Origin of the sequence: Micromonospora sp. NPDC047670, from assembly GCF_043204915.1 — a bacterium.
Classification (GTDB): domain Bacteria; phylum Actinomycetota; class Actinomycetes; order Mycobacteriales; family Micromonosporaceae; genus Micromonospora.
On the sequence record NZ_JBIDDA010000015.1, the window covers coordinates 106,846 to 129,846 of the forward strand.

Annotated in this window: 22 protein-coding genes and 1 pseudogene; 13 read left to right on the forward strand and 10 right to left on the reverse strand. The window is 72.9% G+C overall.

The window, feature by feature from the left end; genetic code table 11:
• Window positions 1–27: 27 nt before the first annotated feature.
• Complete coding sequence (locus ACGF7U_RS26960) at window positions 28–1,110, forward strand: glycosyltransferase family 2 protein (RefSeq protein ID WP_393111272.1); 1,083 nt, start codon at window positions 28–30, stop codon at window positions 1,108–1,110.
• Between the two features lie 237 nt (window positions 1,111–1,347).
• On the opposite strand, the gene ACGF7U_RS26965 is transcribed toward ACGF7U_RS26960, so the two are convergent.
• The 3 genes from ACGF7U_RS26965 to ACGF7U_RS26975 form a co-directional block, all read right to left on the reverse strand.
• Entirely contained in the window at window positions 1,348–2,076 is a 729-nt protein-coding gene (locus ACGF7U_RS26965) for a carbon-nitrogen hydrolase family protein (RefSeq protein WP_393111274.1), read from the reverse strand.
• Window positions 2,077–2,191: 115 nt separating this feature from the next.
• Entirely contained in the window at window positions 2,192–3,175 is a 984-nt protein-coding gene (locus tag ACGF7U_RS26970; protein ID WP_393111276.1) for a prenyltransferase, read from the reverse strand.
• A 298-nt stretch (window positions 3,176–3,473) separates the two neighbouring features.
• Complete coding sequence (locus ACGF7U_RS26975) at window positions 3,474–4,217, reverse strand: GntR family transcriptional regulator (protein WP_393111278.1); 744 nt, start codon at window positions 4,215–4,217, stop codon at window positions 3,474–3,476.
• A gap of 353 nt (window positions 4,218–4,570) precedes the next feature.
• Here ACGF7U_RS26975 and ACGF7U_RS26980 point away from each other — a divergent pair, with 353 nt between their 5' ends.
• From ACGF7U_RS26980 to ACGF7U_RS27010, 7 genes are read left to right on the forward strand one after another with little or no spacing between them, the layout of a single operon-like run.
• Complete coding sequence (locus ACGF7U_RS26980) at window positions 4,571–5,617, forward strand: ABC transporter substrate-binding protein (RefSeq protein ID WP_393111280.1); 1,047 nt, start codon at window positions 4,571–4,573, stop codon at window positions 5,615–5,617.
• Between the two features lie 26 nt (window positions 5,618–5,643).
• On the forward strand, window positions 5,644–7,179 hold the full coding sequence (locus ACGF7U_RS26985) for a sugar ABC transporter ATP-binding protein (RefSeq protein ID WP_393111282.1): 1,536 nt from the start codon (window positions 5,644–5,646) through the stop codon (window positions 7,177–7,179).
• Window positions 7,176–8,135: an ABC transporter permease gene (locus tag ACGF7U_RS26990; RefSeq protein WP_393111284.1), complete on the forward strand. Its 960-nt coding sequence runs from the start codon at window positions 7,176–7,178 to the stop codon at window positions 8,133–8,135. The genes ACGF7U_RS26985 and ACGF7U_RS26990 overlap by 4 nt, the downstream gene beginning before the upstream one ends.
• Complete coding sequence (locus tag ACGF7U_RS26995; protein WP_393111286.1) at window positions 8,132–9,151, forward strand: ABC transporter permease; 1,020 nt, start codon at window positions 8,132–8,134, stop codon at window positions 9,149–9,151. The genes ACGF7U_RS26990 and ACGF7U_RS26995 overlap by 4 nt, the downstream gene beginning before the upstream one ends.
• Window positions 9,144–10,022 (forward strand): 3-hydroxy-5-phosphonooxypentane-2,4-dione thiolase, encoded by an 879-nt coding sequence (lsrF, locus tag ACGF7U_RS27000; protein WP_393111288.1) that lies wholly within the window; start codon window positions 9,144–9,146, stop codon window positions 10,020–10,022. The genes ACGF7U_RS26995 and lsrF overlap by 8 nt, the downstream gene beginning before the upstream one ends.
• Window positions 10,023–10,082: 60 nt before the next feature.
• On the forward strand, window positions 10,083–11,744 hold the full coding sequence (locus tag ACGF7U_RS27005) for a glycerol-3-phosphate dehydrogenase/oxidase (protein WP_393111290.1): 1,662 nt from the start codon (window positions 10,083–10,085) through the stop codon (window positions 11,742–11,744).
• Window positions 11,741–13,270: an FGGY-family carbohydrate kinase gene (locus tag ACGF7U_RS27010; RefSeq protein WP_393111292.1), complete on the forward strand. Its 1,530-nt coding sequence runs from the start codon at window positions 11,741–11,743 to the stop codon at window positions 13,268–13,270. The genes ACGF7U_RS27005 and ACGF7U_RS27010 overlap by 4 nt, the downstream gene beginning before the upstream one ends.
• Window positions 13,271–13,657: 387 nt before the next feature.
• On the opposite strand, the gene ACGF7U_RS27015 is transcribed toward ACGF7U_RS27010, so the two are convergent.
• Complete coding sequence (locus ACGF7U_RS27015) at window positions 13,658–14,260, reverse strand: TetR/AcrR family transcriptional regulator (RefSeq protein WP_393111294.1); 603 nt, start codon at window positions 14,258–14,260, stop codon at window positions 13,658–13,660.
• 192 nt (window positions 14,261–14,452) lie between these two features.
• Here ACGF7U_RS27015 and ACGF7U_RS27020 point away from each other — a divergent pair, with 192 nt between their 5' ends.
• The 4 genes and pseudogenes from ACGF7U_RS27020 to ACGF7U_RS27035 all read left to right on the forward strand — a co-directional run.
• Window positions 14,453–15,907 (forward strand): MFS transporter, encoded by a 1,455-nt coding sequence (locus ACGF7U_RS27020; protein WP_393111296.1) that lies wholly within the window; start codon window positions 14,453–14,455, stop codon window positions 15,905–15,907.
• 311 nt (window positions 15,908–16,218) lie between these two features.
• Window positions 16,219–17,190, forward strand: coding sequence for a LysR family transcriptional regulator (locus ACGF7U_RS27025; protein ID WP_393111298.1), 972 nt, complete (start codon window positions 16,219–16,221; stop codon window positions 17,188–17,190).
• Window positions 17,191–17,306: 116 nt separating this feature from the next.
• Entirely contained in the window at window positions 17,307–17,831 is a 525-nt protein-coding gene (locus ACGF7U_RS27030; protein WP_393111299.1) for a DapH/DapD/GlmU-related protein, read from the forward strand.
• A 53-nt stretch (window positions 17,832–17,884) separates the two neighbouring features.
• A pseudogene (locus ACGF7U_RS27035) lies at window positions 17,885–18,052 on the forward strand (RNA polymerase subunit sigma-24); the annotation flags it as partial.
• Here the strand turns inward: ACGF7U_RS27035 and ACGF7U_RS27040 are convergent.
• From ACGF7U_RS27040 to ACGF7U_RS27050, 3 genes are all read right to left on the reverse strand, one after another.
• Entirely contained in the window at window positions 17,979–19,091 is a 1,113-nt protein-coding gene (locus ACGF7U_RS27040; RefSeq protein ID WP_393111301.1) for a M28 family metallopeptidase, read from the reverse strand. The pseudogene ACGF7U_RS27035 and the gene ACGF7U_RS27040 sit on opposite strands and share 74 nt — an antisense overlap.
• Window positions 19,092–19,224: 133 nt before the next feature.
• The gene (locus ACGF7U_RS27045; RefSeq protein WP_393111303.1) at window positions 19,225–19,473 is read right to left on the reverse strand and encodes a hypothetical protein; all 249 of its coding nucleotides are present in this window, start codon (window positions 19,471–19,473) and stop codon (window positions 19,225–19,227) included.
• Window positions 19,474–19,486: 13 nt separating this feature from the next.
• Entirely contained in the window at window positions 19,487–19,636 is a 150-nt protein-coding gene (locus tag ACGF7U_RS27050) for a hypothetical protein (protein WP_393111305.1), read from the reverse strand.
• An 87-nt stretch (window positions 19,637–19,723) separates the two neighbouring features.
• Between ACGF7U_RS27050 and ACGF7U_RS27055 the strand changes: the two genes are divergently transcribed.
• Window positions 19,724–20,104 (forward strand): ArsR/SmtB family transcription factor, encoded by a 381-nt coding sequence (locus tag ACGF7U_RS27055; RefSeq protein ID WP_393111307.1) that lies wholly within the window; start codon window positions 19,724–19,726, stop codon window positions 20,102–20,104.
• On the opposite strand, the gene ACGF7U_RS27060 is transcribed toward ACGF7U_RS27055, so the two are convergent.
• The 3 genes from ACGF7U_RS27060 to ACGF7U_RS27070 all read right to left on the reverse strand — a co-directional run bounded on the left by ACGF7U_RS27060 (window position 20,029) and on the right by ACGF7U_RS27070 (window position 22,894).
• Window positions 20,029–20,781 (reverse strand): hypothetical protein, encoded by a 753-nt coding sequence (locus ACGF7U_RS27060; RefSeq protein ID WP_393111309.1) that lies wholly within the window; start codon window positions 20,779–20,781, stop codon window positions 20,029–20,031. The genes ACGF7U_RS27055 and ACGF7U_RS27060 overlap by 76 nt on opposite strands.
• A 122-nt stretch (window positions 20,782–20,903) precedes the next feature.
• Window positions 20,904–21,476: an MFS transporter gene (locus ACGF7U_RS27065; protein ID WP_393111311.1), complete on the reverse strand. Its 573-nt coding sequence runs from the start codon at window positions 21,474–21,476 to the stop codon at window positions 20,904–20,906.
• Window positions 21,476–22,894, reverse strand: a complete 1,419-nt coding sequence (locus tag ACGF7U_RS27070) for an FAD-dependent oxidoreductase (protein WP_393111313.1) — start codon at window positions 22,892–22,894, stop codon at window positions 21,476–21,478. Before ACGF7U_RS27070 ends, ACGF7U_RS27065 begins: the two co-directional genes overlap by 1 nt.
• Window positions 22,895–23,001 lie beyond the last annotated feature (107 nt).

The following is a 23,001-nucleotide window of genomic DNA, read 5'->3' on the forward strand; positions in this document are numbered from 1 at the left end:
CCGGTACGGGCCGGGCGGAGTGACGACGTGCGCCTGTCGCTGGTGGTGCCCTGCTTCAACGAGGAAGCGTCGGTGGAGCGGTTGCACGCGGCCGTGACCGCCGCCATCGCGGACCTGTCCGACGTGGACATCGAGGTGGTGTACGTCGACGACGGCAGCTCCGACGGCACCCTCGCGGCCCTGCGCCGGCTCGCCGCCACGGATCCGGCCGTGCGGTACACGTCGCTGAGCCGGAACTTCGGCAAGGAGGCGGCGATGATGGCCGGCCTGGAGCGGGCCACGGGGGACGCGGTCGTCATCATGGACGCCGACCTCCAGCACCCGCCCCGGCTGCTGCCCGACATGGTGGCGCTGTACCGGCAGGGCTTCGACCAGGTGATCGTCCGCCGGGACCGGCGCGGCGACCGGTTCCTGCGGACCCTGGCCTCGCGGTCCTTCTACCGGGTGGTCAACTGGTGGATCGACGTGCGGCTGCTGGACGGGGCGGGTGACTTCCGGCTGCTGTCCCGGCTCGCGGTGGACGCGGTGCTGGCGATGCCCGAGTACAACCGGTTCTCCAAGGGGCTGTTCTCCTGGATCGGGTTCAGGACGGTGGTGGTCGCGCACCGCAACGAGGCCCGCCAGGCGGGCCGCAGCAGGTGGACGTTCGGCAAGCTCTTCAACTACGCGTTCGACGGGTTGCTGTCGTTCAACAACCGGCCGCTGCGGTTGGCGATCTACGGCGGCCTGTTCCTCACGCTGATCGCGGTGGTCTACATGGCCTGGGTGGTCGCGGACGCCGTCAGCAAGGGGATCGACGTACCCGGCTACACCACCATCATCGTCAGCGTGATCGGTCTCGGCGGCATCCACATGACGATCCTGGGCGTCATCGGTGAGTACATCGGCCGGATCTACTACGAGACCAAGCGCCGGCCACACTATCTGGTCCAGGAGACCGAGGCCCTGGTCACGGAGAGCGGGGAGGCGCCCCGGGTGCCGGCCCAGCCGACGGTGCGCTCGGCCGAGCGGGTCCGGCAGGGCGCGCCGGCCCACGAGGACCTCTCCCGGCACCACTCACTCCGTCGCGCCGCCGGCGAATCCATGGTCGGTGAGGCGCGGGACCAGTAGGAGCTCCTCGTCCTTGACGGCGTAACGCACTCGGTTCGCCATCTCGCGATCCCGGGGCACCTGCCGGAGGAGAGCGCCCCGGAGCCTCACGAGCGACTCATGGCCGAGCCCGCCGGACAGGTCCCGGGGGTGGGGCGGGCGGGGCCGCTCGCACCGCCCTGTTCCAGCAGGTCTTCACCATCGCGCTCGGAGAGCGCGGGCGCTGATCATCACCGCGGGACTGGCGTACTCGGGGACCTACCTGGCCGCGGCGCAGTCCCGCAGCGTGGCCGCTACGATCTCCCCGGCCTCGATCCCGGCCTGCGCGAGGATCCCGCCGTCGGGCGCCCATACCGCCGAGCCGCCCGCCGCCTCGTCGAAGCCCCCGCCGGTCGACCCGGCGAAGCTCGCCGTGGCGACCCACACCTTGCGGTCGGCGGCGATACGCTGGGCGCGCTCGGCCGGCGCGTGGGCGTCCCGGGCGTGGTCGAGGACGGCGGCGACGTAGACGTCCATGCCCAGCGCCGCGGTGGCCGCGTCGTGCTCCGGGAACCGGGTGTCGCGGCAGATCGCCAGGCCCAGCCGCCAGCCGTCCACGTCGAGCACCGCCGGTCCGTCGCCGGGGGTGAACCGTTCCTCGGACCGGTGCACATGCCTCTTCCGGTACGCCACACGCGCGCCGGCCCCGTCGACGGCCAGCATCGCGATGTGTTCCCGGCCCGCCTCGCCCTGGACCGGAGCGCCCACCAACGCCGTCGACCCCGTTTCGGCGCAGGCATCGACGATCGGCGCCAACCGCGGATCATCGGCGGTGACGGCGGGCGCGTCCAGCTCGTATCCGGTCAGCGACAGCTCGGGGAAGACCACCACCCGCGCCTGCGCGGACCAGACCATGTCGGCGTGCCCGGCCGCGTTCGCGACGACGTCGTACGCGATGGTTCGTGGTTGCGCGACGGCGATGACCAGGGGCTGACGTCGCACGAGCACTCCTCCTCCGACGTGTCGCGCGGGTACCCGCGACGGCGACACAGCATAGTCCGGGGTCGGCTTCGTCACGGCGACGACCGCTGGTCCGTTCGGTCCGCGCGGACCACGGTCGCGTTCAGCCCGTCGGCCCGGCTCCCCCGACACGGGCCTGCCGATCGGCGGCGGGTCGGCGCGCCAACCACAGGCGGTGGGCGAACAGCAGTCCGTAGCCGGCGAGCACCGCACCGAGCACGACCAGCGCACCGGTGTCGGCGGAGCGGCGCGCGGCGTCCAGGATCACGCCCAGCATCGCGGCGGCGACGATCAGGGACACATGGTTGGAGGCCCAGAACACCACCGGTGTCATGCGCCCCGGGTCGAGGTCGCTCATGGCACCGCCACGGAGCTGCCCGACGAGCCACGCCGACAGCGGCGCGGTGGCGGCCATCGCGCCCCAGACCAGCCACGGCACCCAGCCGAGCAGCGCGAAGACGGTGAGCGTCGCGTACCCGATCAGCTGCGCTCCGCAGATCACCCGCACCGCCCGCCGGTAACCGATGATGACGGGCAGCGTGCGCTTGCCGACCATCGCGTCCGACCGGCGGTCCCCCAGGTTCATCACCATCATCCGGGCCACCTGGAGCACCGCGGTCGGCGCCAGCACGGCCAGCAGCAGCACCGGCACGGTGCCGGCCTGGAGCACCGCCGCGACGGCGGGCCACAAGCCGTTGAGGATCGCGGCAACCGTCATCTCTCCGGCGCCTCGGTAGTTCAGCCGCAACGGCGGCGCGGTGTAGAACCAGGCCAACGCCACGGCCGCGGCGGCGAGCGCCCGTGCCGGCCAGGACGGCATGATCGCCACCATCAGCGCCGACGCGCCGAGCAGAACGACTCCGGCGCGGAGCGACACCACGGGTGTGACCGACCCGTCCACGAGCGCCCGACTGCCACCCGTCCACGGGGTGTAGTAGACGTTCGCCCGGTCGGCCTCCAGGTCGAAGTACTCGTTGCAGTAGTGCGTCATGACGTGGACCGTCCACGCGAACAGTTGCGCGACGGCGTACCACGTGAGGTCGAGCGGGTGGCCCTGGTGCACCGACACCGCCACGGCGAGGCCCACCGGCAGGAGGTTGTACAGCAGGAAGCGTAGTCGGGCCAGTCGGAGGAAACCCCTCCAGCGGGTCGCGTCCCGCCCGGCGACGGGCCTGGCAGCAGGCCGACGAGGCCCTGCGTTCGACTGGGCTTCCCGCACCGCGTCCATCGGCTGACGCCTCCCCCGCGCTCACACTTTGACATCAACCTATGTCTTGGCGGCGGCGACGGACACGATCTGTCGGGTAGGCAACTGCCTTGACGCGAGGAGACCGGCGGGCGGAGGGCATCCCCGCACCGGAACCGTCCATCCCTTGGTCAGCGGCTCACCGGATGCCGACGAAGAACCGGGTCTGGTCACTGCGGTGCAGCGCGTAGTAGGCCTCGAAGCGGGTGCCGTCGGGCAGCCAGGCCACGGATTCGATGCCGAGCAGGGGCGTCGAGGCGGTGACTTCGAGCAGCGCGGCGTCCTCGGGCTTGGGGAAGACCGCCTCGATCCAGCGGTCGGCGGCGGCGGCCTCCAACCCGTACCGGCGGCGCAGGACGTCGTAGAGCGACTGGTTCTCGAGCACGGCGCGCTCCAGGCCCGGCACCAGGCGAGCGGGCAGGGCGGTGTCGACGAGCAGCCACGGCTGTCCGTCGACCCGGCGGAGTCTGCGCATCCGTACGACCTGCTCGCCGTACGGGATCTGCAGGAGTTCGGCCTCGCGCTGGTCCGCCTCGCCGAGGCTCTGACTGATCGTGTGCGTGGCCACCCGGCGGCCGGCCTCCCGCAGGTCGTGGGCGGATCCGGACACCGAGCCGACGAAGTGCAGCTCCGTCTTACGTGGAGCGACGAAGGCCCCCCGCCCCTTGACCTTGTAGATCATCCGCTGCTGGACGAGCTCCCGCAGCGCTTCCCGGACGACGGTCCGGGAGACGCCGAAGATGTCGCTCAGCTCCGCCTCGGAGGGCAGCGGCTGGTCCGGCCCGACCTCGCCCGCCTCGATCTGGCTGCGCAGCGCGCGCATCAGCTGCATCCACAGCGGTTCTCCCCCGTCACGGGTCAACCGCCGGTAGGTCATCGTCATGGATCCCCTTCTCATCGATCACCTACAGCATGCCATGTCGCCAGCCCTGTCATTACAGGCTCCCCGATCACCCAGGGAACAGGCCCCGGTCCCGCGATCCCGGGGTGCCCTAAACCGCAGGCCGTTATGCCCCTGTTATCAAGAACACTGTGACGTGTAACACGTTCTTAACGCAGCTCTAGCGCACCTGTCACTACAGGTCTGTAATAACTGCACCTCGCCGCACCCCCGTGGCGGCAGGCGACCTGCGCACACCGAGTCCCGCTCCGGCGGGCCCGCTCTCCCTGGAGGCCCCCACCATGCGCATCCACCACACATCCCGGCGCTGGCGCGCCGCAGCCGCAGCCTCGCTCGTGGCCGCAATCGCGGTGACGGCCTCCGGTTGCGGCTCCGGCTCGGACGACGGCGGCGCAAGCGGCGGCGACAAGCCGTTCATCGCGCTCAGCAACGGCTTCATCGGCAACGGCTGGCGGCAGACGATGATCGCCAAGTTCGAGGCCGCCGCCACCCAGGCGCAGAAGGACGGGCTGATCGGCAAGTTCAAGGTCGTCAACGCCCCCGGCGAGAACTCGGCCACCGAGCAGGTCGCCCAGATCAAGAGCCTGCTGCTGCAGAAGCCGGACGCCCTGCTGATCGACCCGGCCTCGCCGACCGCGCTCAAGCCGGTCATCCAGCAGGCCTGCGACGCCGGGATCAAGGTCGTGGTATTCGACTCGGCGATCGACGCCCCCTGCGCCCACGTGCTTCTCAACAGCTTCAAGGACTGGGCGACGGCCGCCGCCGAGCCGCTGGTGAAGGGCATCGGCGGCAAGGGCACGGTGATCGTCAGCCGGGGCGTGGTCGGCTCCCAGCCCGAGGCGGAGATGTACCAGACGACGCAGGACATCCTGGCCAAGAACCCGGACGTGAAGGTCGCCGCGACGGTCAACGGCATGTGCGACGGCGCCAAGGCGCAGAAGGCCGTGCTCGGTGTGCTGTCGAGCGTGCCGAAGGTCGACGGGGTCATCGGCTGCGGTGACGGCTACGGCGTCGCGCAGGCCTTCACCAGCGCGGGCAAGCCGGTCCCGGCCGTCACCTTCGAGACCAACGGTCGCGCGCTGAAGTACTGGCAGGACAGCAAGCTCGACAACGGCTCGGTCGCGGTCATGTCCGACCCGGGCCAGTCGGTCGCCGCCCTGTGGGAGGCGATCGACCTGCTCGACGGCAAGGACATCCCGAAGGAGGTCACCTTCCCGATCGTGCTGGTGGAGCAGAAGGACGTCGCCGCGTGGGCCAACGTCCTCAAGCCCGACGAGTACGCCGCATGGCCGTGGACGCAGGAGCTCTTCCGCAAGCAGGTCGAGGCCGCGAAGAGCGGTGGCGCCCCCGTGCAGCCGCCGATCCCGACGGCCGCCGGCTGACCGAAACAGCAACCGAGGAGCGCATGATGCACGTCGACAACCTGCCGGTGGGGTCGCACGCGGCCCCGCCGCAGGGCGGCCGGGAGCCGTCCGCGGCGCCACCGGTCGTCACCGCGCGGCGGGTGACCAGGACGTACGGGCGCACCCGGGCCCTCACCGGGGTGGACCTCGACGTCCGCGCCGGTGAGGTGCTCGGCCTCGTCGGCCACAACGGCGCCGGCAAGAGCACGCTGATGCGCGTCCTCGCCGGCCTGGAAGCGTGCGACGAGGGCACCGTCACCGTGGGCGGCCAGGAGGTGCCGCGCGGCGGCGCGCCGGGCGCCGGCCCGTTCCGTGCGGTCCGCATGGCCTACCAGGAAACGTCGCTCTGCCCGGACCTCACCGTCGCGGAGAACATCTGGGTCTCCTCCCGACACTGCCTGCCCCGCCTGCGCTGGCGGCGGGCGGCCAGCATCGCCGTCGCCCGCCGGCTGGACGAGATGTTCCCGGGGCACGGGGTGGGGCCGCGGGACCGGGTCGAGGACCTGTCGCTGGCCCAGCGGCAGATGGTGGAGATCGCCCGGGCGAGCCTCGTCGACCGGCTCGAGCTGCTGATCCTGGACGAGCCGACCGAGTCGCTCGGCCCGGACGCCGCACGTTCGCTCTACGCGTACGTCCGGCGGCTCGCCGCCCGGGGCACGGCCGTCCTGCTCATCTCGCACCGGATCCGTGAGGTGCTCTCCGTGGCCGACAGGGTCGCGGTGATGCGCGACGGCGCGGTCGTCGCGGAGCGGCCCGCTGCCGGCCTCAGCGAGCAGGACGTACTCGCCCTCATGGGCGCGGAGGTGGCCGAGCCCGCCGCCGCGCCCGCCACCGCCCGCCCGGCCGGCGACCGGCCGGTCGTCGCCGAACTACGCGGCGCCACCGGCCACGGCCTGCACGACGTGTCGATCACGGTCGGCCGGGGCGAGGTCGTCGGGCTGGCCGGGCTCGCCGGTCAGGGTCAGCAGCAGGTGCTCGAACGGCTCTGGCGCCCCGTCCGGCGGGACACCACGGTCGAGGGCACCCGCGCGTACGTGCCCGGTGACCGGCAGCGCTCGGGCGTCCTGCCGCTGTGGTCCGTGGCGGAGAACCTGATCGTCACCGCCATGCGCGGCTTGTCCCGGTACGGCGTACGCCGCGCCGGCGCGGAGGAGACCGCGGTCCGCGACTGGGTGGACCGGTTGGCCATCCGCGGTGGCGCCGACGCGGGCATGACCGAGCTCAGCGGCGGCAACCAGCAGAAGGTCATCGTGGCCCGGGCGTTCGCCTCCACGGCCGATCTGGTCCTGCTCGACGACCCGTTCCGCGGGGTCGACGTGCACACGAAGACCGACCTCTACACGCTCATCCGGCAGGAGGCGGCGGACGGCCGCAGCGTGGTCTGGTACTCGAGCGAGAACGCCGAGATGGCGCACTGCGACCGGGTCTACGTGCTGCGGGCCGGCCGGGTCGTCGCCGAGTTGACCGGCGCGGAGATCTCCGAGGAACGGATCATCGCCGTCTCCTTCGCCGAATCCGAGTCCACAGGAGCACAGCGATGACGAATCTCGTCGCGACGGCGGTGCCGTCGCGGGCCCTGCTGCGCCGCACCGGACCCGCCATGGTCAGCGCGGTCGCCATGGTCGCCATGATCGCGGTCTGCGCGTCGCTGCAGTCCGACGTGTTGACCGTCCCCGGTCTCACGCTGGTCCTCTCGGCCGCCGTGCCGCTGGTCATCGCGGCCCAGGCCCAGATGGTGCTCATGGCCGTGGGCGACATCGACCTCGGCATCGGCAACTTCGTCGGCCTGGTCACCGTCGTCACCGCCACCAGGCTGGTCTCCTCCCCCGGCACCGGCGCGCTGATGCTGCTCGGCCTCGTGGCGGCCTACGCGGTGCTCGGCGCGCTGATCCACCTGCGCCGGGTGCCCTCGCTGATCGCCACCCTCGGCGCCTCGTTCGTCTGGCTGGGACTGGGCATGTTCGTCCTGCCCACGCCGGGCGGCAGCACGCCGCAGTGGCTGGCGACGTTCGGCTCCTGGCAACCGGCCGGCATCCCCGCCCCGCTGCTGCCGATCCTCGTCGTCGCGGCGGTGGTCTGGCTGCTGTCCGCCCGCAGCTCCGTCGGGGTGCGGGTCCGCGCGTTGGGCAGCAACCCGGTCGCGCTGCAACGGGCCGGCCTGCGACCGCTGGCCGCGCGGGTCGTCGCGTACGCCGTGGCCGGGGCGCTCGGCGTGCTCTCCGGGCTGGTGCTCGCCTCGCAGACCGGCGGCGGCGACGTCTCGTCCGCCAGCAGCTACACGCTGATCACGGTCGCCGCGGTGATCCTCGGCGGCGGGTCCTTCGCCGGCGGCACCGCCGTGCCGTGGGGCGTCGCCATCGGCGGCATCACCCTCGGCCTGGTCAGTGTCGTCCTCAGCCTGCTCGACGTGCCGTCGAACATGCAGTCGGCCGTGCAGGGCGCGATCGTGCTGGCCGTGCTCGCCGGCCGCGTCGTGGTCGGAAAGGTGCTCCGATGACCCTCCGTACGCTCGCCCGCCCCTGGATGTGGGGCTTCGTCGCCGCCGCGCTGGTCTGGGTCACCATCCTGGCCATCTCGGACCAGGGCAGCGGGCAGACCGTCTCGCTCGCGCTGTCCCTGGCCCCGTACCTGGTCATCGTCGGCCTGGGCCAGATGCTGGTGATCACCGCCGGGCCGGGCAACATCGACGTGTCGGTGGCGCCGATCATCTCCCTCGCCGGCTTCGTCGCGGTCCAGGTCACCGCGTCGACCGGATCGGTGCCCGTCGGGATCCTGGCCGGCATCGGCGCCGGGCTGGCCGTCGCGGTGGTCAGCGTGGTGGCGATCCTCGGGCTGGCCGTCCCGCCGATCATCGCCACCCTGGCCGCCGGGCTGATCGCCTCGTCGCTGACCCTGTCGCTGGCCGACGGCTTCACCGCGGTGCCCGACGACGGGCTGCGCAAGCTGCTCAACCTGCGCCCGGCCGGCGTACCCGTGCTCGCCGTCGCGGTGGCCGCGCTGACCGCGCTGGTCGTGGCCCTGCTCAGCCGCACCACGTACGGTCGCTCGTTGCTCGCGGTCGGCCAGAGCCGGCGGGCCGCGGAACGCGCCGGCATCCCCGTCACCCGGATCATCGCCACCACCTACCTGGCCAGCGGCGCCCTGGCCGGACTGGCGGGCGCGCTGCTCGCCGCCTACATCGCGCCGTCGCCCGATCTGGGCACCCGCTACCTGCTCGACTCGGTCGCCGTCGTGGTCATCGGCGGCACGCTCATCTCGGGCGGCCGGGCCGTGCCGGTCGGCATCTGGGGCAGCGCGCTCTTCTTCATCCTGCTCGACGGTCTCGTCAACCTCGTGGGCTGGAGCACCGCCGCGCAGAACCTGCTCAAGGGCGGCCTGGTGCTGTTCGTCCTCTTCCTCGCCGGCGGCGGAACCCTCCGCAACGCCGGCTGGACCACCCGACCCCGTCGACGGCTGCGACCCGCGGCCGCGACCGCCACTGGAACTAGCACAGGAGAGAACACACATGGCTGACACCGACGGTCTGCTCGACGCCCGCGACTTCGGCGGGACCGCCTCGACGGCCACGGGCTTCCACGTCAAGGGCGCCCACGCCCAGGACTGGGGCCTGCAGAACCGACTGTCCCGGATCTTCCGACCCGACAACGGCCGTACGGTGATGCTGGCCTTCGACCACGGCTACTTCCTCGGGCCGATGGCCGGCCTGGAGCGGCTCGACACCAACATCGCCCCGCTCGTGCCGGACGCCGACGCGATCATGATGACCCGCGGCGCCCTGCGCACCAGCATCCCGTCGCACAGCACCGCCGGCATCGTGCTGCGGGCCAGTGGCGGGCCCAGCGTGCTGCGGGACCTCTCGGACGAGCACATCGCGCTGGACATCGAGGACGCGGTCCGGCTCAACGCCGCGGCGCTGGCGATCCAGGTGTTCATCGGCGGCGAGCACGAGTCCCGGTCGGTGGCGAACCTGGCCGCCCTGGTGGACGCCGGGCAGCGGCACGGGATCGCGGTGCTGGGCGTGACCGCCGTGGGCAAGGACATGGTCCGCGACGCGCGCTACTTCCGGCTCGCCACCCGGATCAGCGCGGAGATGGGCGCCCACATCGTCAAGACGTACTACGTCAACGAGGGCTTCGAGACGGTGACCGCCAGTTGCCCGGTGCCGATCATCGTGGCCGGCGGCAAGAAGCTGCCCGAGCTCGACGCGCTGACCATGGCGTACCGCGCCATGCAGGAGGGCGCCGCGGGCGTCGACATGGGCCGCAACATCTTCCAGAGCGAGTACCCGGCCGCGATGCTGGCCGCGGTCCGCGCCGTGGTGCACGACGACGCCAAGCCCGCGGACGCCTACGAGCTCTTCCGGTCGGCCTCTTCCGCGTCCTGATCATCGCCAGGGGTGCGGGTCCGCAACCCGGCCCGCACCCCTCACTTCCGGGAGCTCCTCATGTCACACCCACAGAGCGGCGCTGATGACATCGTCGACCTCGTGATCGTCGGCGCCGGCATCAACGGCCTCGCCATCGCCCGGGACGCCGCCAGCCGGGGCCTGAGCGTCGTCGTGGTCGACCGCGGTGACGTCGGCGCCGGCACCACCGCCACCTCCAGCCGGCTCATCCACGGGGGCCTGAAGTACCTCGAGCGCTACGACTTCACCCTGGTGCACGAGTCGATCCGGGAACGGCACCTGCTGTTCCGCACCGCCCCGCACCTGGTGCACGACTACCCCATGCTCATCCCGTTCTACGCCGGCGACAGCCGGCCGGGACCGCTGATCCGCCTCGGCCTGGCCGCGTTCGACGTCCTGGCCGCGGGCCGCGGGCGCGGACGCAGCCGGGGCCTGTCCGCCCGGGCGATCGGCCGACGCTGGCCCCACCTGTCCCGCAAGGGGTTGCGCGGCGGGGTGCTCTTCAACGACGCCCAGGTGCCGTGGGCCGAGCGGCTCTGCGTGGAACTGCTGATCGACGCGGAGCGGCTGGGCGCCCGGGTACTGACCTACACGACGGTGACCGGTCTGCTCGTGACGAACGGGCGGGTGCACGGGGTCCGGACCCGCGACAACCAGTCGGGGCGTGCGGGGGAGATCCGGGGCCGCGTCACGATCAACGCGGCCGGGCCGTGGATCGACCGGATCCTCGACGGCCAGGTCGAGAGCGGGCGCCTCAACGGCGGCACCAAGGGCAGCCACATCATCATCGACCCGTTCCCGGGCGCCCCGGACACCTGCATCTTCTTCGAGGCCGCCGCCGACCGGCGACCGATCTTCGTCTTTCCGTGGGCGGGCCGGTACGTCCTCGGCAGCACCGACCTGACGTACGAGGGCGACCTGGACGAGGTCGTCGCCAGCGACGCCGAGATCGACTACCTGCTCGCCGAGGCCAACCGGCTGTTCCCCCAGGCCGGCCTCACCCCGGACGACGTGTTGTACAGCGTCGCCGGAATCCGCCCGCTGCCCTACACGGCCGGCGTGTCGGACAATGCCAAGATCAGTCGCGGGCACACGGTGCTCAACCACGCGCCCGCGTACGAGGGGCTGCTCACGATCATCGGCGGCAAGCTGACCACCCACCGCGCCCTGGCCGAGGACGCCACCGACGAGGCGCTGAAGGTGCTCGGCCGGCCGCGGCAGCGGTGCACCACCCGGACCCGGCCGCTGCCCGGCGCCGACACACCGGACTGGTACGCCTTCCGCGCGGACTTCGCGCGTTCGGCCACGCCGTTCACGCCGGCGCAGTCCGCCCGGCTGCTGGACATCTACGGCGTCCGGGCCCGCCGGGTGCTCGAACTGGCCGTGGCCGACCCGGCACTGGCCGAGGTCGTCGACGAGCGGACCGGAGCGGTCGCCGCCGAGGTCGTCCTGGCCTTCCGCGAGGAACGGGCGGTGACCTTGGCCGACGTGCTGCTGCGCCGTACGCTGGTCGGCCTCGGCCCGGACATGGCGGCGTCGGCGGCCGTGACCTGCGCGGACGTCGCCGTACGGCACCTCGGCTGGGACACCGGACGGGCCGACGCCGAGGTGGCCGCCTACCGGGCGGAGCTGCGGCGCTTCCGCCCGCGCGGGCTGAACCTCGTCCCGGCGACCGGAACGAGCGACAGGAGGACGTCGTGACGATTCCGCACACCTGCTACCTCGGGGTCGACGTCGGTCTGACCGCCACCAAGGTGGCCGCCTTCGACGTCGTCGGCAACGAACTGGCCGTCGTCGTCGCTCGCACGCCACGCACCAGCGTCACCGCCCACCGCCACGACGTCGACATGACCAGACTGGCGGACACGGTGCTGTCGCTGCTGGCGGAGGTCGGCGGCAAGCTGGCCGCCGAGGGGTACGCCCCGGCGGGCATCGGCGTCGCCGCGCACGGCAACGGCATCTACCCGGTCGACGCGTCCCTGCGCCCCATCGGGCCGGCCATCGCCTCGTCGGACAGCCGGGCGCAGCACATCGTCCAGGCGATCCCGCCCGAGGGGGCCCGCCGGCTGGCCCGGGAGACCGGCTCGATCCCGTGGGCCGCCCAGCCCGCCGTCCTGCTGCGCTGGCTGCGGGACGCCGAACCGGCGACGTACGCCGCCACCCGGTGGGTGCTGTCCTGCAAGGACTGGGTCACCGCCCAGTTGACCGGCGTGGCCAGCGCGGACTACAGCGACGCCAGCGCGTTCGGCATGGTCGGGCTCGACACCCGCGCGTACACGCCGACGGCGCTGGAACTGGTCGGCCTGCCCGCCGCCGACCTGGACCGGTTCCCGCCGCCACGCCGGTCCGGCGAGGTGGTCGCCGGACTCAGCGCGACGACGGCGGCCCGCACGGGGCTGCCCGAGGGCCTGCCGGTCATCGCCGGGTGCATGGACTGCGTGGCCGCCACCCTCGGCGCCGGGGGACGGGAACTCGGGGACGGGACGATCATCGTCGGCACCTGGGCGATCAACGGCGTGGTGGTGCCCGCGCGCACCCCCGCCCCGGAGGTCACGCTCAGCGCGTTCATGCCCGACCCGGCCACCATGCTGGCCATGGAGGTGGCGCCCACGTCGGCCGCCAACCTCGAATGGCTCGCCTGTGCCGGGGTGCCCCACCAGCAGACCGGCGGCCTCGCCGCGGCGGAACTGCTGCAGGAGGCCGCGGCGGTGCCGCCCGGCGCCGACGGCCTGCTGTTCCTGCCCTTCGTCAACGGCTCGCCCGAGCATCCGTCGGCGTCCGGCACCTTCCTCGGCATCTCCAGCAACCACCGTCGGGGCCACCTCACCCGGGCGGTCATCGAGGGCGTCGCGCAGTACCACCGGGTGCAGATCGACCGGGTGCTGGCCAGCGGCGCGGACGTCGGTGACCGGCCCTGGCGGCTGGCCGGCGGGGGCGCGCGCTCGACGGTGTGGGCGCAGATCTTCGCCGACGTGCTCGGCCGCCCGGTCCGGCGGCAGCTCACCAGCGAACTCGGCGCCCGGGGGGTCGCCTCCCTGCTGCCCGGCGCGCTGGGCCACGACGTGCCGCCGTGGACCGTCAACGACGAGGACGACCTCTGCGTGCACCCCGGGCCCGACCGCGCCGCCTACCTGGAGCACGCCCGGGTGTTCGACCGCTGTCTCGCCGGAATGTCCTCGGTGTGGTCGGAGGTCGAGCGCTACCGCAAGTCCGGCGGGAGCTGCTGACGGTCGAATCGGATGCCATCCGGCGCAGGGTCGTTCTGCCCGGATGTGCGAAGGGCGAGCAGCGGCGGTGCATCGTCCCGGCCCATCCGCGGGCCGGGGTCGCACCGCTGCTGCTGCCCGACCGCCCCGCCCTGGCGCGGGTCCGTGGCAGACCCGCGCCGGAGGCGACGCCTCCACTCCTGGTGCGCCACGGAGCTGGCATGTCGGGGGTCGGTACCGGCCCGCCCCTGGTGCGCGTCCCCGGTGGTCCGGGGCAGGCCGTCGGGTACCTCGGCGAGTCGCGCGGGCTCGGCGAGCACCCGACGTCGCTCCTGCCGGGCCCGTCGCGGCACGGGCGCGTCGCCGGTTCCGGAGGATCCCCGTGGGCCCGCAGGTCCGCCCGGGTGATCACCCCACGCCGGCGCGCGCGGCGGCCAGAGCCGTGGCCGCGGCGCGGTCCGCCGCCTCGTCGTCCAACGCTTCCCCGGTGTTGAGCAGGGCGTAGTACAGGGGTGCGGAGACGTTGGCGATCACGCGCCGGGGGTCGGTCCCGGGGGGCAGTTCGCCGCGTTCCACGGCGTCGGTGACGCAGCCGGCCCATTCGTCGATGCGTACGGCGTAGAAGCGGTGTAGCGCTCGGGCCGCCTGCTCGTCGCAGAGCGAGGCGGCGATCAGGGCCTTGAAGAGTCGCCCCTGGCGGGAGTCGGTCAGGGTCTTGACGACCAGACGGGCGTTCTCCTGCAGATCCTTGTCCACGCTGCCGGTTCGGGCGCGGGGCAGGGACTCTTCGGCCATGTGGTCGAGGAGATCGGCGGCGAGTGCGCCGGGGGTGCCCCAGCGGCGGTAGACGGTGGTCTTCCCCACGCCCGCGGTACGGGCGATCTCGGCGAGGTCCAGGGTGTCGAACCCTTTCTCGGCGAGGGTGTCGCCGGCGGCTTGCAGGACGGCTTCGCGGACGCGGGCGGTACGTCCGCCGGGGCGGACGCTGCCCGGCTGGGGTGCGGTGGCCATCGGGTGTCTCCTCACTCACAGGGACCCGTATCGGAACTGTGGTTCCCTTAAGTCGGTTCGCGGTGCTACGGTTCCCCATCGTAACGGAACTAAGGAACCGTTTAGGTGCGCGGGTTGTCCCCGCGTCACCCGTGCCGCCCGCGCAACGACTGCTGTCGGCTCGCGTCGGCTGACCCGGAAGGAAGTGTTGTCATGTCCACCACCAGTCTCGCGCCCGGGGGCACCGTCGCGGCTCCCGCTGCCGGCGTCTCCCCGCAGCGGCTGACCGGCCGCCTCAAGGTGGTCCTCGGGGTGCTGCTGGTCGCCCAGTTCATGCTCGCCGTCGACTTCTCGATCCTGAACGTCGCCCTGCCGAAGATCGGCGACGACCTCGGTTTCTCCCTGACGAACCTGCAGTGGATCGCCACCGCCTTCGCCCTGTGCGCCGCCGGGTTCACCCTCTTCTTCGGCCGCATCGGCGACCTCGTCGGCCGCAAGCGGATCTTCCTCGGCAGCCTCGGCCTGCTGGCCCTGGCGTCCCTCGTCGGCGGCCTCGCCCCCAACCCGGAGACCCTGATCATCGCCCGCGTCGTCCAGGGCCTGGCCACCGCCGCCGCGACACCCGCCGGCCTTGCCCTGCTCACCACGTCCTTCCCCGAAGGCCCGCTGCGGCAGAAGGCGCTCGGCCTCAACGGGGCGTTGATGTCAGCCGGGTTCACCGCGGGCGCCGTCCTCGGCGGCGTCCTCACCGATCTGCTCTCCTGGCGCTGGGCGTTCTTCATCAACGTGCCCGTCGCTCTCGCCGTCCTGCTGGTCGCCCCCGCCGTCATCGCCGAGTCGCGTCCCGCCGAGCGGCCGAAGGTCGACCTGCCCGGCGCCCTGACCGTCACCCTCGGCCTGCTCGGCATCGTGTACGGCCTCACCCAGGCCGGCGAGCACGGCTGGACCCACCCCGTCGCCCTCACCGGGCTGCTCGTCGGCGCGGTCCTACTGGTCGTCTTCTATTTCATCGAGCGCGGGTCCGCCCAGCCCCTCGTCCCCGTGCACGTGCTGAAGAAGCCCACCGTGGCCTGGGGCAACGTGCTCGGCATGCTCGCCTTCGTCACCGAGACCTCCCTGGTCTACCTGCTCACCGTCTACCTGCAGAAGACCCTCGGCTTCTCCGCGCTGGCCGCCGGGATCTCCTTCGGCGTCCTGGGCCTGGGCACCGTGGCAGGCGGGATGCTCGCCCCGAAGGCGATCGCCCGCACCTCCACCCGGACCGTCCTGGTCGGCGGCGGGCTGATGCAGGCCGTCTTCACCGCCGTCCTGCTCCTCCTCGGCGACACGTCCGCCTCGATGGGGCTGCTGCTACCCGCCACCTTCCTCGGCGGCGTCGGAAACATGTTGGTCATCGTCGGCTTCATGGTCACCGCCACCACCGGACTGCCCGACCACGAGCAGGGCCTGGCCACCGGCCTGGCCTCGATGTCCCAGCAGGTCGGTATCACCATGGGGACCCCGATCATGTCCACGATCGTCACCGCCACCACCGCCGGAGCCGTCTCCGCCGGGGCGATCCTGCACGGCATCACCGTCGCCATCGCCGCCAACGCCGCCCTCGTCCTGCTCGGCGTACTCATCGCCATCGTCTTCCTCCGCACCCGGCGCTCCGCCAGCCACGCCTGACGGTCCGCCGCACGAACCGGTCCCGTCGGGCGGGTCGCCCGCACCATCGGGGCCACCCGCCCACCCGGTTCCCACAGGCCCCACCGTGGACCTTCGACCCAGCGAGAGGTTGTCACCACCGGCGGGGACGTCATCGGCGTCCCCGCCGGGCCGCCCCACCCGCGAGGCCGGTCCCGATCTCACGCGCACACGGCCCCTGCCGACAACCGACGGTTCGGACGCTCGACGCACATCAGCCGCGCCGGAGCCCGATCCAACAACCGGTCCACGGCGCGCCACAACCATCGGTTGTGCACGCCTAGGGTGGGCCGGTGGACAGCGAGGCACTGCGAACCTTCGTCCGGGCGGCCGAACTCGGACAGCTGCGACACGCGGCCGACGAGCTGGGCGTGACGCAGCAGGCGGTCTCCAAGCGGGTCGCCGCCCTGGAACGCGAGCTGGAGGTCCGTCTGTTCACACGTACCGCCCGGGGAGTCGAGCTGACGCTCGACGGCCAGGCGTTTCTTCCCCACGCGCGGAGCATCGTCGCGGGGGTCGACCGCGCCGTCACCGCGGTCAGGCCGGGTTTCCGCGCCCTTCGGATCGACGTTCTCGGCCTGCGGAGCGCGCAGGCCGTCGTTCTGCACGACTACTGGCGGTCGCATCCCGAAATCAGCCTCGACGTGGTGACCCTGCGGGTCAACGACCCGCGCGTGGCGGTCGCCGCCGTCGAGGCGGGCGACATCGACGCCTCGTTCCGTACCGTCACCGCCCCGGGCGCACTGCCGCCCGACGTGCGCATGATCCACGCGTTCGACTCCCCGCTGGAACTTCTCGTCGGCCCGGGACATCCGCTCGCCTCCGCGCGGAGACTGACGCCCCCGCAGCTGCGTAAGCACCGGATCTGGGTGCCGGGTATCGCACCCCGAAGCGAATGGGCGGACTTCTACGACCAGCTCGCCACCGAATTCGACCTACGCCTCGACGCGGCAGGCCCGCACTTCGGAGACGAGGTGCTCCTGGGCGCTCTCGCGGAATCCGCGGACGTGGCCACCCTCGTCGGGGCGCGCGACCGGTACCTGTGGCCCACGAACTACGACCTGCGCCGCATCCCCATCGTGAACCCGACCCTCGCCTACCCGCTCTCGCTCGTCCTCCCCAGGACGAACCCACATCCGGGACTCCGCGGGATCATCGCGCACCTCGAAAGCCTGCCAAGGCTCCCCGAGCCGGTCTGGCACCCGTCCTGGGCAACGACGCCACGGCGCGGCGACAGCGACATCGCAGGCTCTCGCAGGTCCTGACGCCGACAGAGCTGACTCGACCGGCGGCCGGTAACGGCCGCCACCGACGCCCAGCGGGTCTCAACCAGTCACCGCGGTACACCAGAAAGGACCGTGGCATGCCCAGCGACCCTCTCATGCGCATCCACAGCGCCGAGTTCCAGGCCATGGCCGACAGGGTCCTGCGGGTCACCGCGCTCACCACCCGCCTGAACGTCCTGCCCTTCGACGACGAAGCGGGCAAGGCGGAACTGTTCGAGCAGATCCTCGGCAGGCCACTGCCGGCGAGAGTCACGATCTATCCGCCCTTCTACACGGACCACGGCCTCCACCTGGACCTCGCGGAGCGCGTGTTCATCAATCAGAACTGCACCTTCCTGGACTACGCCGGCATCCGGCTCGGCGAGCGCGTGATGGTCGGACCTGGGACCACGTTCATCACCGTGGGTCACCCCGTCGATCCCGGGGAGCGACGGGAGTGGCTGAGCGGCGCGCCCATCGACGTGGCGGAGAACGTATGGATCGGCGCCGGTGCCACGATCCTTCCCGGCGTCACCATCGGGCGTGATGCCGTGGTCGCCGCTGGCGCGGTCGTGGCCGATGACGTCCCGCCGGCCAGCCTGGTGACCGGCCGCAAGGCAGCGGTACACCGACGGTGGTGACGAGCGCGACGCCGGGATCCGGACACCGTGGGGCGGCTCAGCCGGGCTCAGCTTCCGGCGACGTCGACCTCGCCGCGGCGGCCGTCCGGCTCACCCGGCAGCCCGCGGCCGCGATCGACCACCCCGAGGTGGCGGGGCTGCTCACCCTCATGCTGTTGCACGCCCGGACCGCGGAGCCGAGCGGATGGCGGGTGCCGTCGCGGCGAGGTGGACGGTGGCGACGACCAGGCGGGCTGTCGCGGCCAGGGTGGTGGGGTCGACCTTGTCGGGGGTGTCGGCGGGACTGTGGTAGCCGCCCATCCCGGCGCCGATGCCCACGGCTGCGAAGCCGGCGCCGCCGTAGCGGCGGTTGTCGGAGGCGACAGGGCCGGCTGCCAGTGGCACCCCGGTGTGGCGGCCGGCCTGATCGAGCAGGGCTAACAGGCGGTGCGCGGGGCCGCCGGCCTCGACGGCGGCAGCCGCGTCGAGGTGACCGGCTCCGTCGACGTTGATGACCAGGGGCGCGGCACCCGCAGCGCGGAGTTGGGTGGCGTGGTGGGCGGAGCCGAGCGCGCCGACCTCCTCACCGTCGAGCAGGGCGACGGACAACCCCACGCCGCTGGGGAGCGCGGGCGCGAGGACGCGGGCGGCCTCGAGGACCACGGCCACGCCGGTGGCGTTGTCCGCCGCGGCGGGCAGACGCAGGCCGGGATGGTCGCCGACGCCGTCGTAGTGGGCGGTCAGCAGTAGCTCGGTGCCGCCGGGATCGGCTGGCCGGAACTCACCGTGGATGTTGGTGCCGGTGACGTCCTCACGACGCAGTGGGGTCGCGGCGTCCAGCCAACCTCCGCCTCTGGCGGCGGCGCTGAGGACGGCGTGGTGGGTGTCGGGGCTGAGGGTCAGCACCGGCAGCGGCCCTGGGTCCGGCCCGGCGAGCATGGTGAACTGCCAGCCGTCGGCGTCGACCGGGCGGCGAACCAGCAGCCCGGCCGCGCCTTGCGTGTCGCGGTAGGCGTCGAACAGGCTCATCCCGGCCGGCACGACGAGCCATCGCCCGGCCGGTTCGTCGGTGTGCGCGATACCGAGAGCGCCCCGGCGCGGGTGGCTGGTGTCGGCGGAGGCGGGGTGGATCGCGACCTGGCGACCGAAGACCAGCGGGGTTGAGCCGTCGCGGTCACCCCAGGTGACTGCTGGCGCCTCGTACACCTGCGGCACGGCGCGGACCGGAAACCCTCGGTGCGCACGTCGGCGCCGAGGGCGGTGAACTGCTCGACGAGCCATGCGCGGGCTGCCGCGCCGCCGGATGAGCCGACGCGCCGGCCGGCCATGGGGTCGCCGGCGAGGGTGACGACGGTAGCAGTCATCCGGGCGGGGTCGACCTGGCCGAGCAGATCGAGCAGGTCGGCGGGGGCGGTCATCCGCAGCACCCCTGCCCGGTGGCGACGGCGTCGGTCTCGGCCTGGGTGCCGCAGCACGAGGTGGCCGCCTGGGCGGCCTGCCGGGTGCCGCAGCACGGGTCGGCGGCGTCGGTTCCGCCGACGGACGGGAGGAGCCCGCCGACGGCCTGGGCGGGGCTGCCGCAGCAGGCGCCCGACCCGGTGACCCGGAGGGCCGCGGCGGGGTCTCCGGCGAAGCCGCCGGTGGGCGTGGTGTCGTCGCTCATGTCAGGGCCTTCCTCAGCGCGGGCTGATCAGCGGGTAAACGGTGGTGCGGGCGGTCTCGTAGCGGCGTTCGGCGCGTTCGGCGGACGTGGACACCCGGGCGCAGGAGTCACAGAACCGGACGGCGGCCAGCGGTGCCCGTGGGCGGCGGATGGAGCTGAACATGGTGGTCCCCTGCCCTCCGGACGCCTGTCTTGACGTCCTTCGAATCAAAGACTTGCACGCTGATTAGAGAGATGTCAACCTAGAGGTATGTCGAAGCAACCCGCGTCGCTCGCCGTCATCGACCTGAACGCCGACACGCCGTGCTGCCCGCCCCTGGCGCAGCGCCGGGTCCCGGCCGGGACCGCTTCGGTGCTCGCGCCGGCGTTCAAGGCCCTGGGTGACCCGGTTCGGCTGCAGCTGATGTCGATGATCGCCTCCGCCGAGGACGGGGAGGCGTGCGTGTGCGACCTGACGCCGGCGTTCGACCTGTCCGGGCCGACGATCTCGCATCATCTCAAGACGTTGCGCGAGGCGGGTCTGGTGGACGCCGAGCGGCGGGGTACGTGGGTCTACTACCGGGCCCGGCCGCAGATTCTGCGCCAGCTCGCCGCGCTGCTCTCGGTCGAGCCGGCAGCGCCCCGCGCCTGACCCACGGCTCCACCGCCGGCACCACTGTCCTGGGTCGAGCCACCAGCAGCCGCCCGAGCGGGCCGCGGCACCACCGCGCCGTGACCTCGCCGCCGCGACCGACACGGCGGGACGCGCCCCATCGGGTGCTCGTCGATCAGCGGTCGTGGCTGCCGGACAGCGGTGCGGCCCGCAGGAGCATGCCCGTGGCGGCGACGGCGCAGCAGAGCGCCACCGCGATGAGCAGCCAGTGGTGGCCGGTCACGAAGTAGCGCGGCGGCGGCCAGCGGTGCGGGGGCTCGGGAGATGGTGACGGGCACGGCGAGGACGCCGGCGATGCTGGCGTACGCCATGGTGCCGTAGCGGTCGGCGAGCAGTGCGGGGGCGGCGAGGCTGGACACGCCGAAGCCGAGCCCGAACGCCACGACGGCGATGACAGCGCCGCCGCGGTTGCCGGCGAGGGTGGGCAGGCAGGCGGCGGCGACGGCCTGGACGGCGAAGATCGCGGCGACGATGGTGGTCATCGGGGCCAGTCGTCGGGCTGCGGTGAAGACGATGCGGCCGGTGACGGAGAGGACGCCGAGCAGGCCGGTGACGGTCGCGGCGAAGGTCGCGGGGTGGCCGCGGCTGGTGAGGTAGCCGACGAGGTGGACCACCATGGTGCTGGTGGCGGCGGCGTGGGCGACGAAGGCGATCACGAGGACTCGGAATCGGCGGTCGTGGGTCGCGGTCCGGGCCGAGACGGGGTGGCCTTGTCGCCGGTGCCGTGCGGATGGGCTGGACGGGCGGCGGATGGTGGCGGCGTGCAGCGGGACGGTGGTCAGTCCGTGGACGGCGGCGAGGACGACCAGCGCGTGCGCCAGTCGAGGTGTTCGACGAGCAGGCCGGTCAGCGGCAGGAAGATCGTGCTGGCGAAGCCGGCGACGATGGTGACCACGAGCAGCGCGGTGTTTCGGCGGTCGGGGGTGAACCAGGTGACGATGACGGCGAAGGCGGGTTCGTAGAGGACCATCGCGCCGGCGGCACCGATGCCGATCATCACCGCGTAGAGCTGCCAGACGGCGTCGACCTGGGACCAGGCCAGGACCAGCGCGGTGGCGCTGGCGGAGCCGACGGTCATGAGGGCGCGCCCGCCGTGCCGGTCGAGCCACCGGCCGACGGGGATGGCCATGAGCGCGCCGGCGAGGACGGAGGCGGTCAGGGCGCCGGTCACGGCGGTGGTGGACGCGCCGAGGGTGGTGGCCATCGGGTTCAGCAGGACGGCGTACGCGTAGTAGAGGGTGCCGTAGCCGACCGTCTGCGTGACGGCGAGCGCGGCGACGATCCGTCGGCCCTGGACGGTGTGGTGCCCGCCGACCCTGGGGTCGGCGGGCACCGTCGTGGTGGCGGGCATCAGCTCGCGCAGCAGCCGCCGGTCTGACCGCCGGCGGGAACGGCGTCGAGCGTGACCAGGTTCAGCGGCGCCGACAGCAGGCCGCCGGAGATGCCGGTGGCGAGGCCGCGACCGGTGGAGCCGGCGGCGGGCGCCGGGCCGCAGCAGCTGTCGGCGTTGGCGGACTCGGCGGGGTTGCTGTTGCACACTCCGGTCTCGGGCAGGTCGAGCTGGACGTCGCGAGCAGCCGCCCAGTCGCCGGCGAGGGCGGCGACGACGGAGCGGACCTGCTCGTAGCCGGTGGCCATGAGGAACGTCGGGGCCCGGCCGTAGCTCTTCATGCCGACGGCGTAGTAGCCGGCCTCGGGGTGCGCCAGCTCGTCCACACCGTGCGGGGGCACCGTGCCGCAGGAGTGCTCGTTCGGGTCGATCAGCGGCGCGAGCGCCCGGGTGGCTCCCAGCACCGGGTCCAGGTCGAGCCGCAGCTCGCTGGCGATGGAGTGGTCGGGGCGGAAACCGGTCGCCGCGACGATCCGGTCCACCGTCACCGACTCCTCCCCGCCGGCGTCGTGCCGGACGACAACAGCGACGCGGCCGTCGGTCGGGGTGAGGGCGTACACGGAGAAGCCGGTGAGCAGCCGGATCCGTCCCGCGTCGACGTGCTCACGCAGCCGGGCACCGAGAGCCCCACGCGCGGGCAGCGCGTCGGCGTCCCCGCCGCCGTAGGTGCGGGCCGGGCTGGCCGCGCGGATCGCCCAGGTCACCTCCGTGCCGGGCGCCACGGCTGCCAGCTCCGCCAGTGACAGCAGCGTGTTCGCGGCAGAGTGGCCGGCGCCCACGACCAGGGTGTGACGGCCGGCGAACCGGGCCCGGTCCGCGCCGAGAACGTCCGGCAGCGCGTGCTCCAGGAAGGCAGCGGCGTCCACCTCACCACGAGCCGGCAGCCCGGATGCGCCGAGCACGTTCGGCGTGCCCCAGGTGCCGGACGCGTCGATGACCGCCTGGGCGAGCAGTTCCTCACCGTCGGCGAGCCGGACCAGGAACGGCGTCTGCTCGCGACCCGCGGTGCGCAACCGGTCCAGGCCGAGCCGGCTGATCGCCTCGACCCGGGCGCCGTAGCGCAGGTGCGGCTTGAGCTGCGGCAGTTCGGCCAGGGGCTGCAGATATTCGGCGGCGAGCTCCGCGCCGGTGGGCAGGGCGTCCGCCGCGGGGGCGACCCAGCCGGCCTCGTCGAGCAGCCGGCGGGCGGCCGGGTCGATGTTGTACCGCCACGGGGAGAACAGCCGCACGTGCCCCCACTGCCGCACCGCCGCGCCGGCGGTCTCCCCCGCCTCGAGGACGGTGAAGGAGATGCCGCGCTCGTGCAGGTGCGCCGCGGCGGCCAGCCCCACCGGACCGGCGCCGATGACCACGACCGGCAGCTCGTCGACAACGCTCATCAGAAGGTTCCTCTTTCTCGACACTATTCGAACCGATGGCTGGACAGGCCGCCCTGCCCCGACCCGGGCGACGTGGGACGGCGGCGTTCGCACCGGCCGGCACGTGG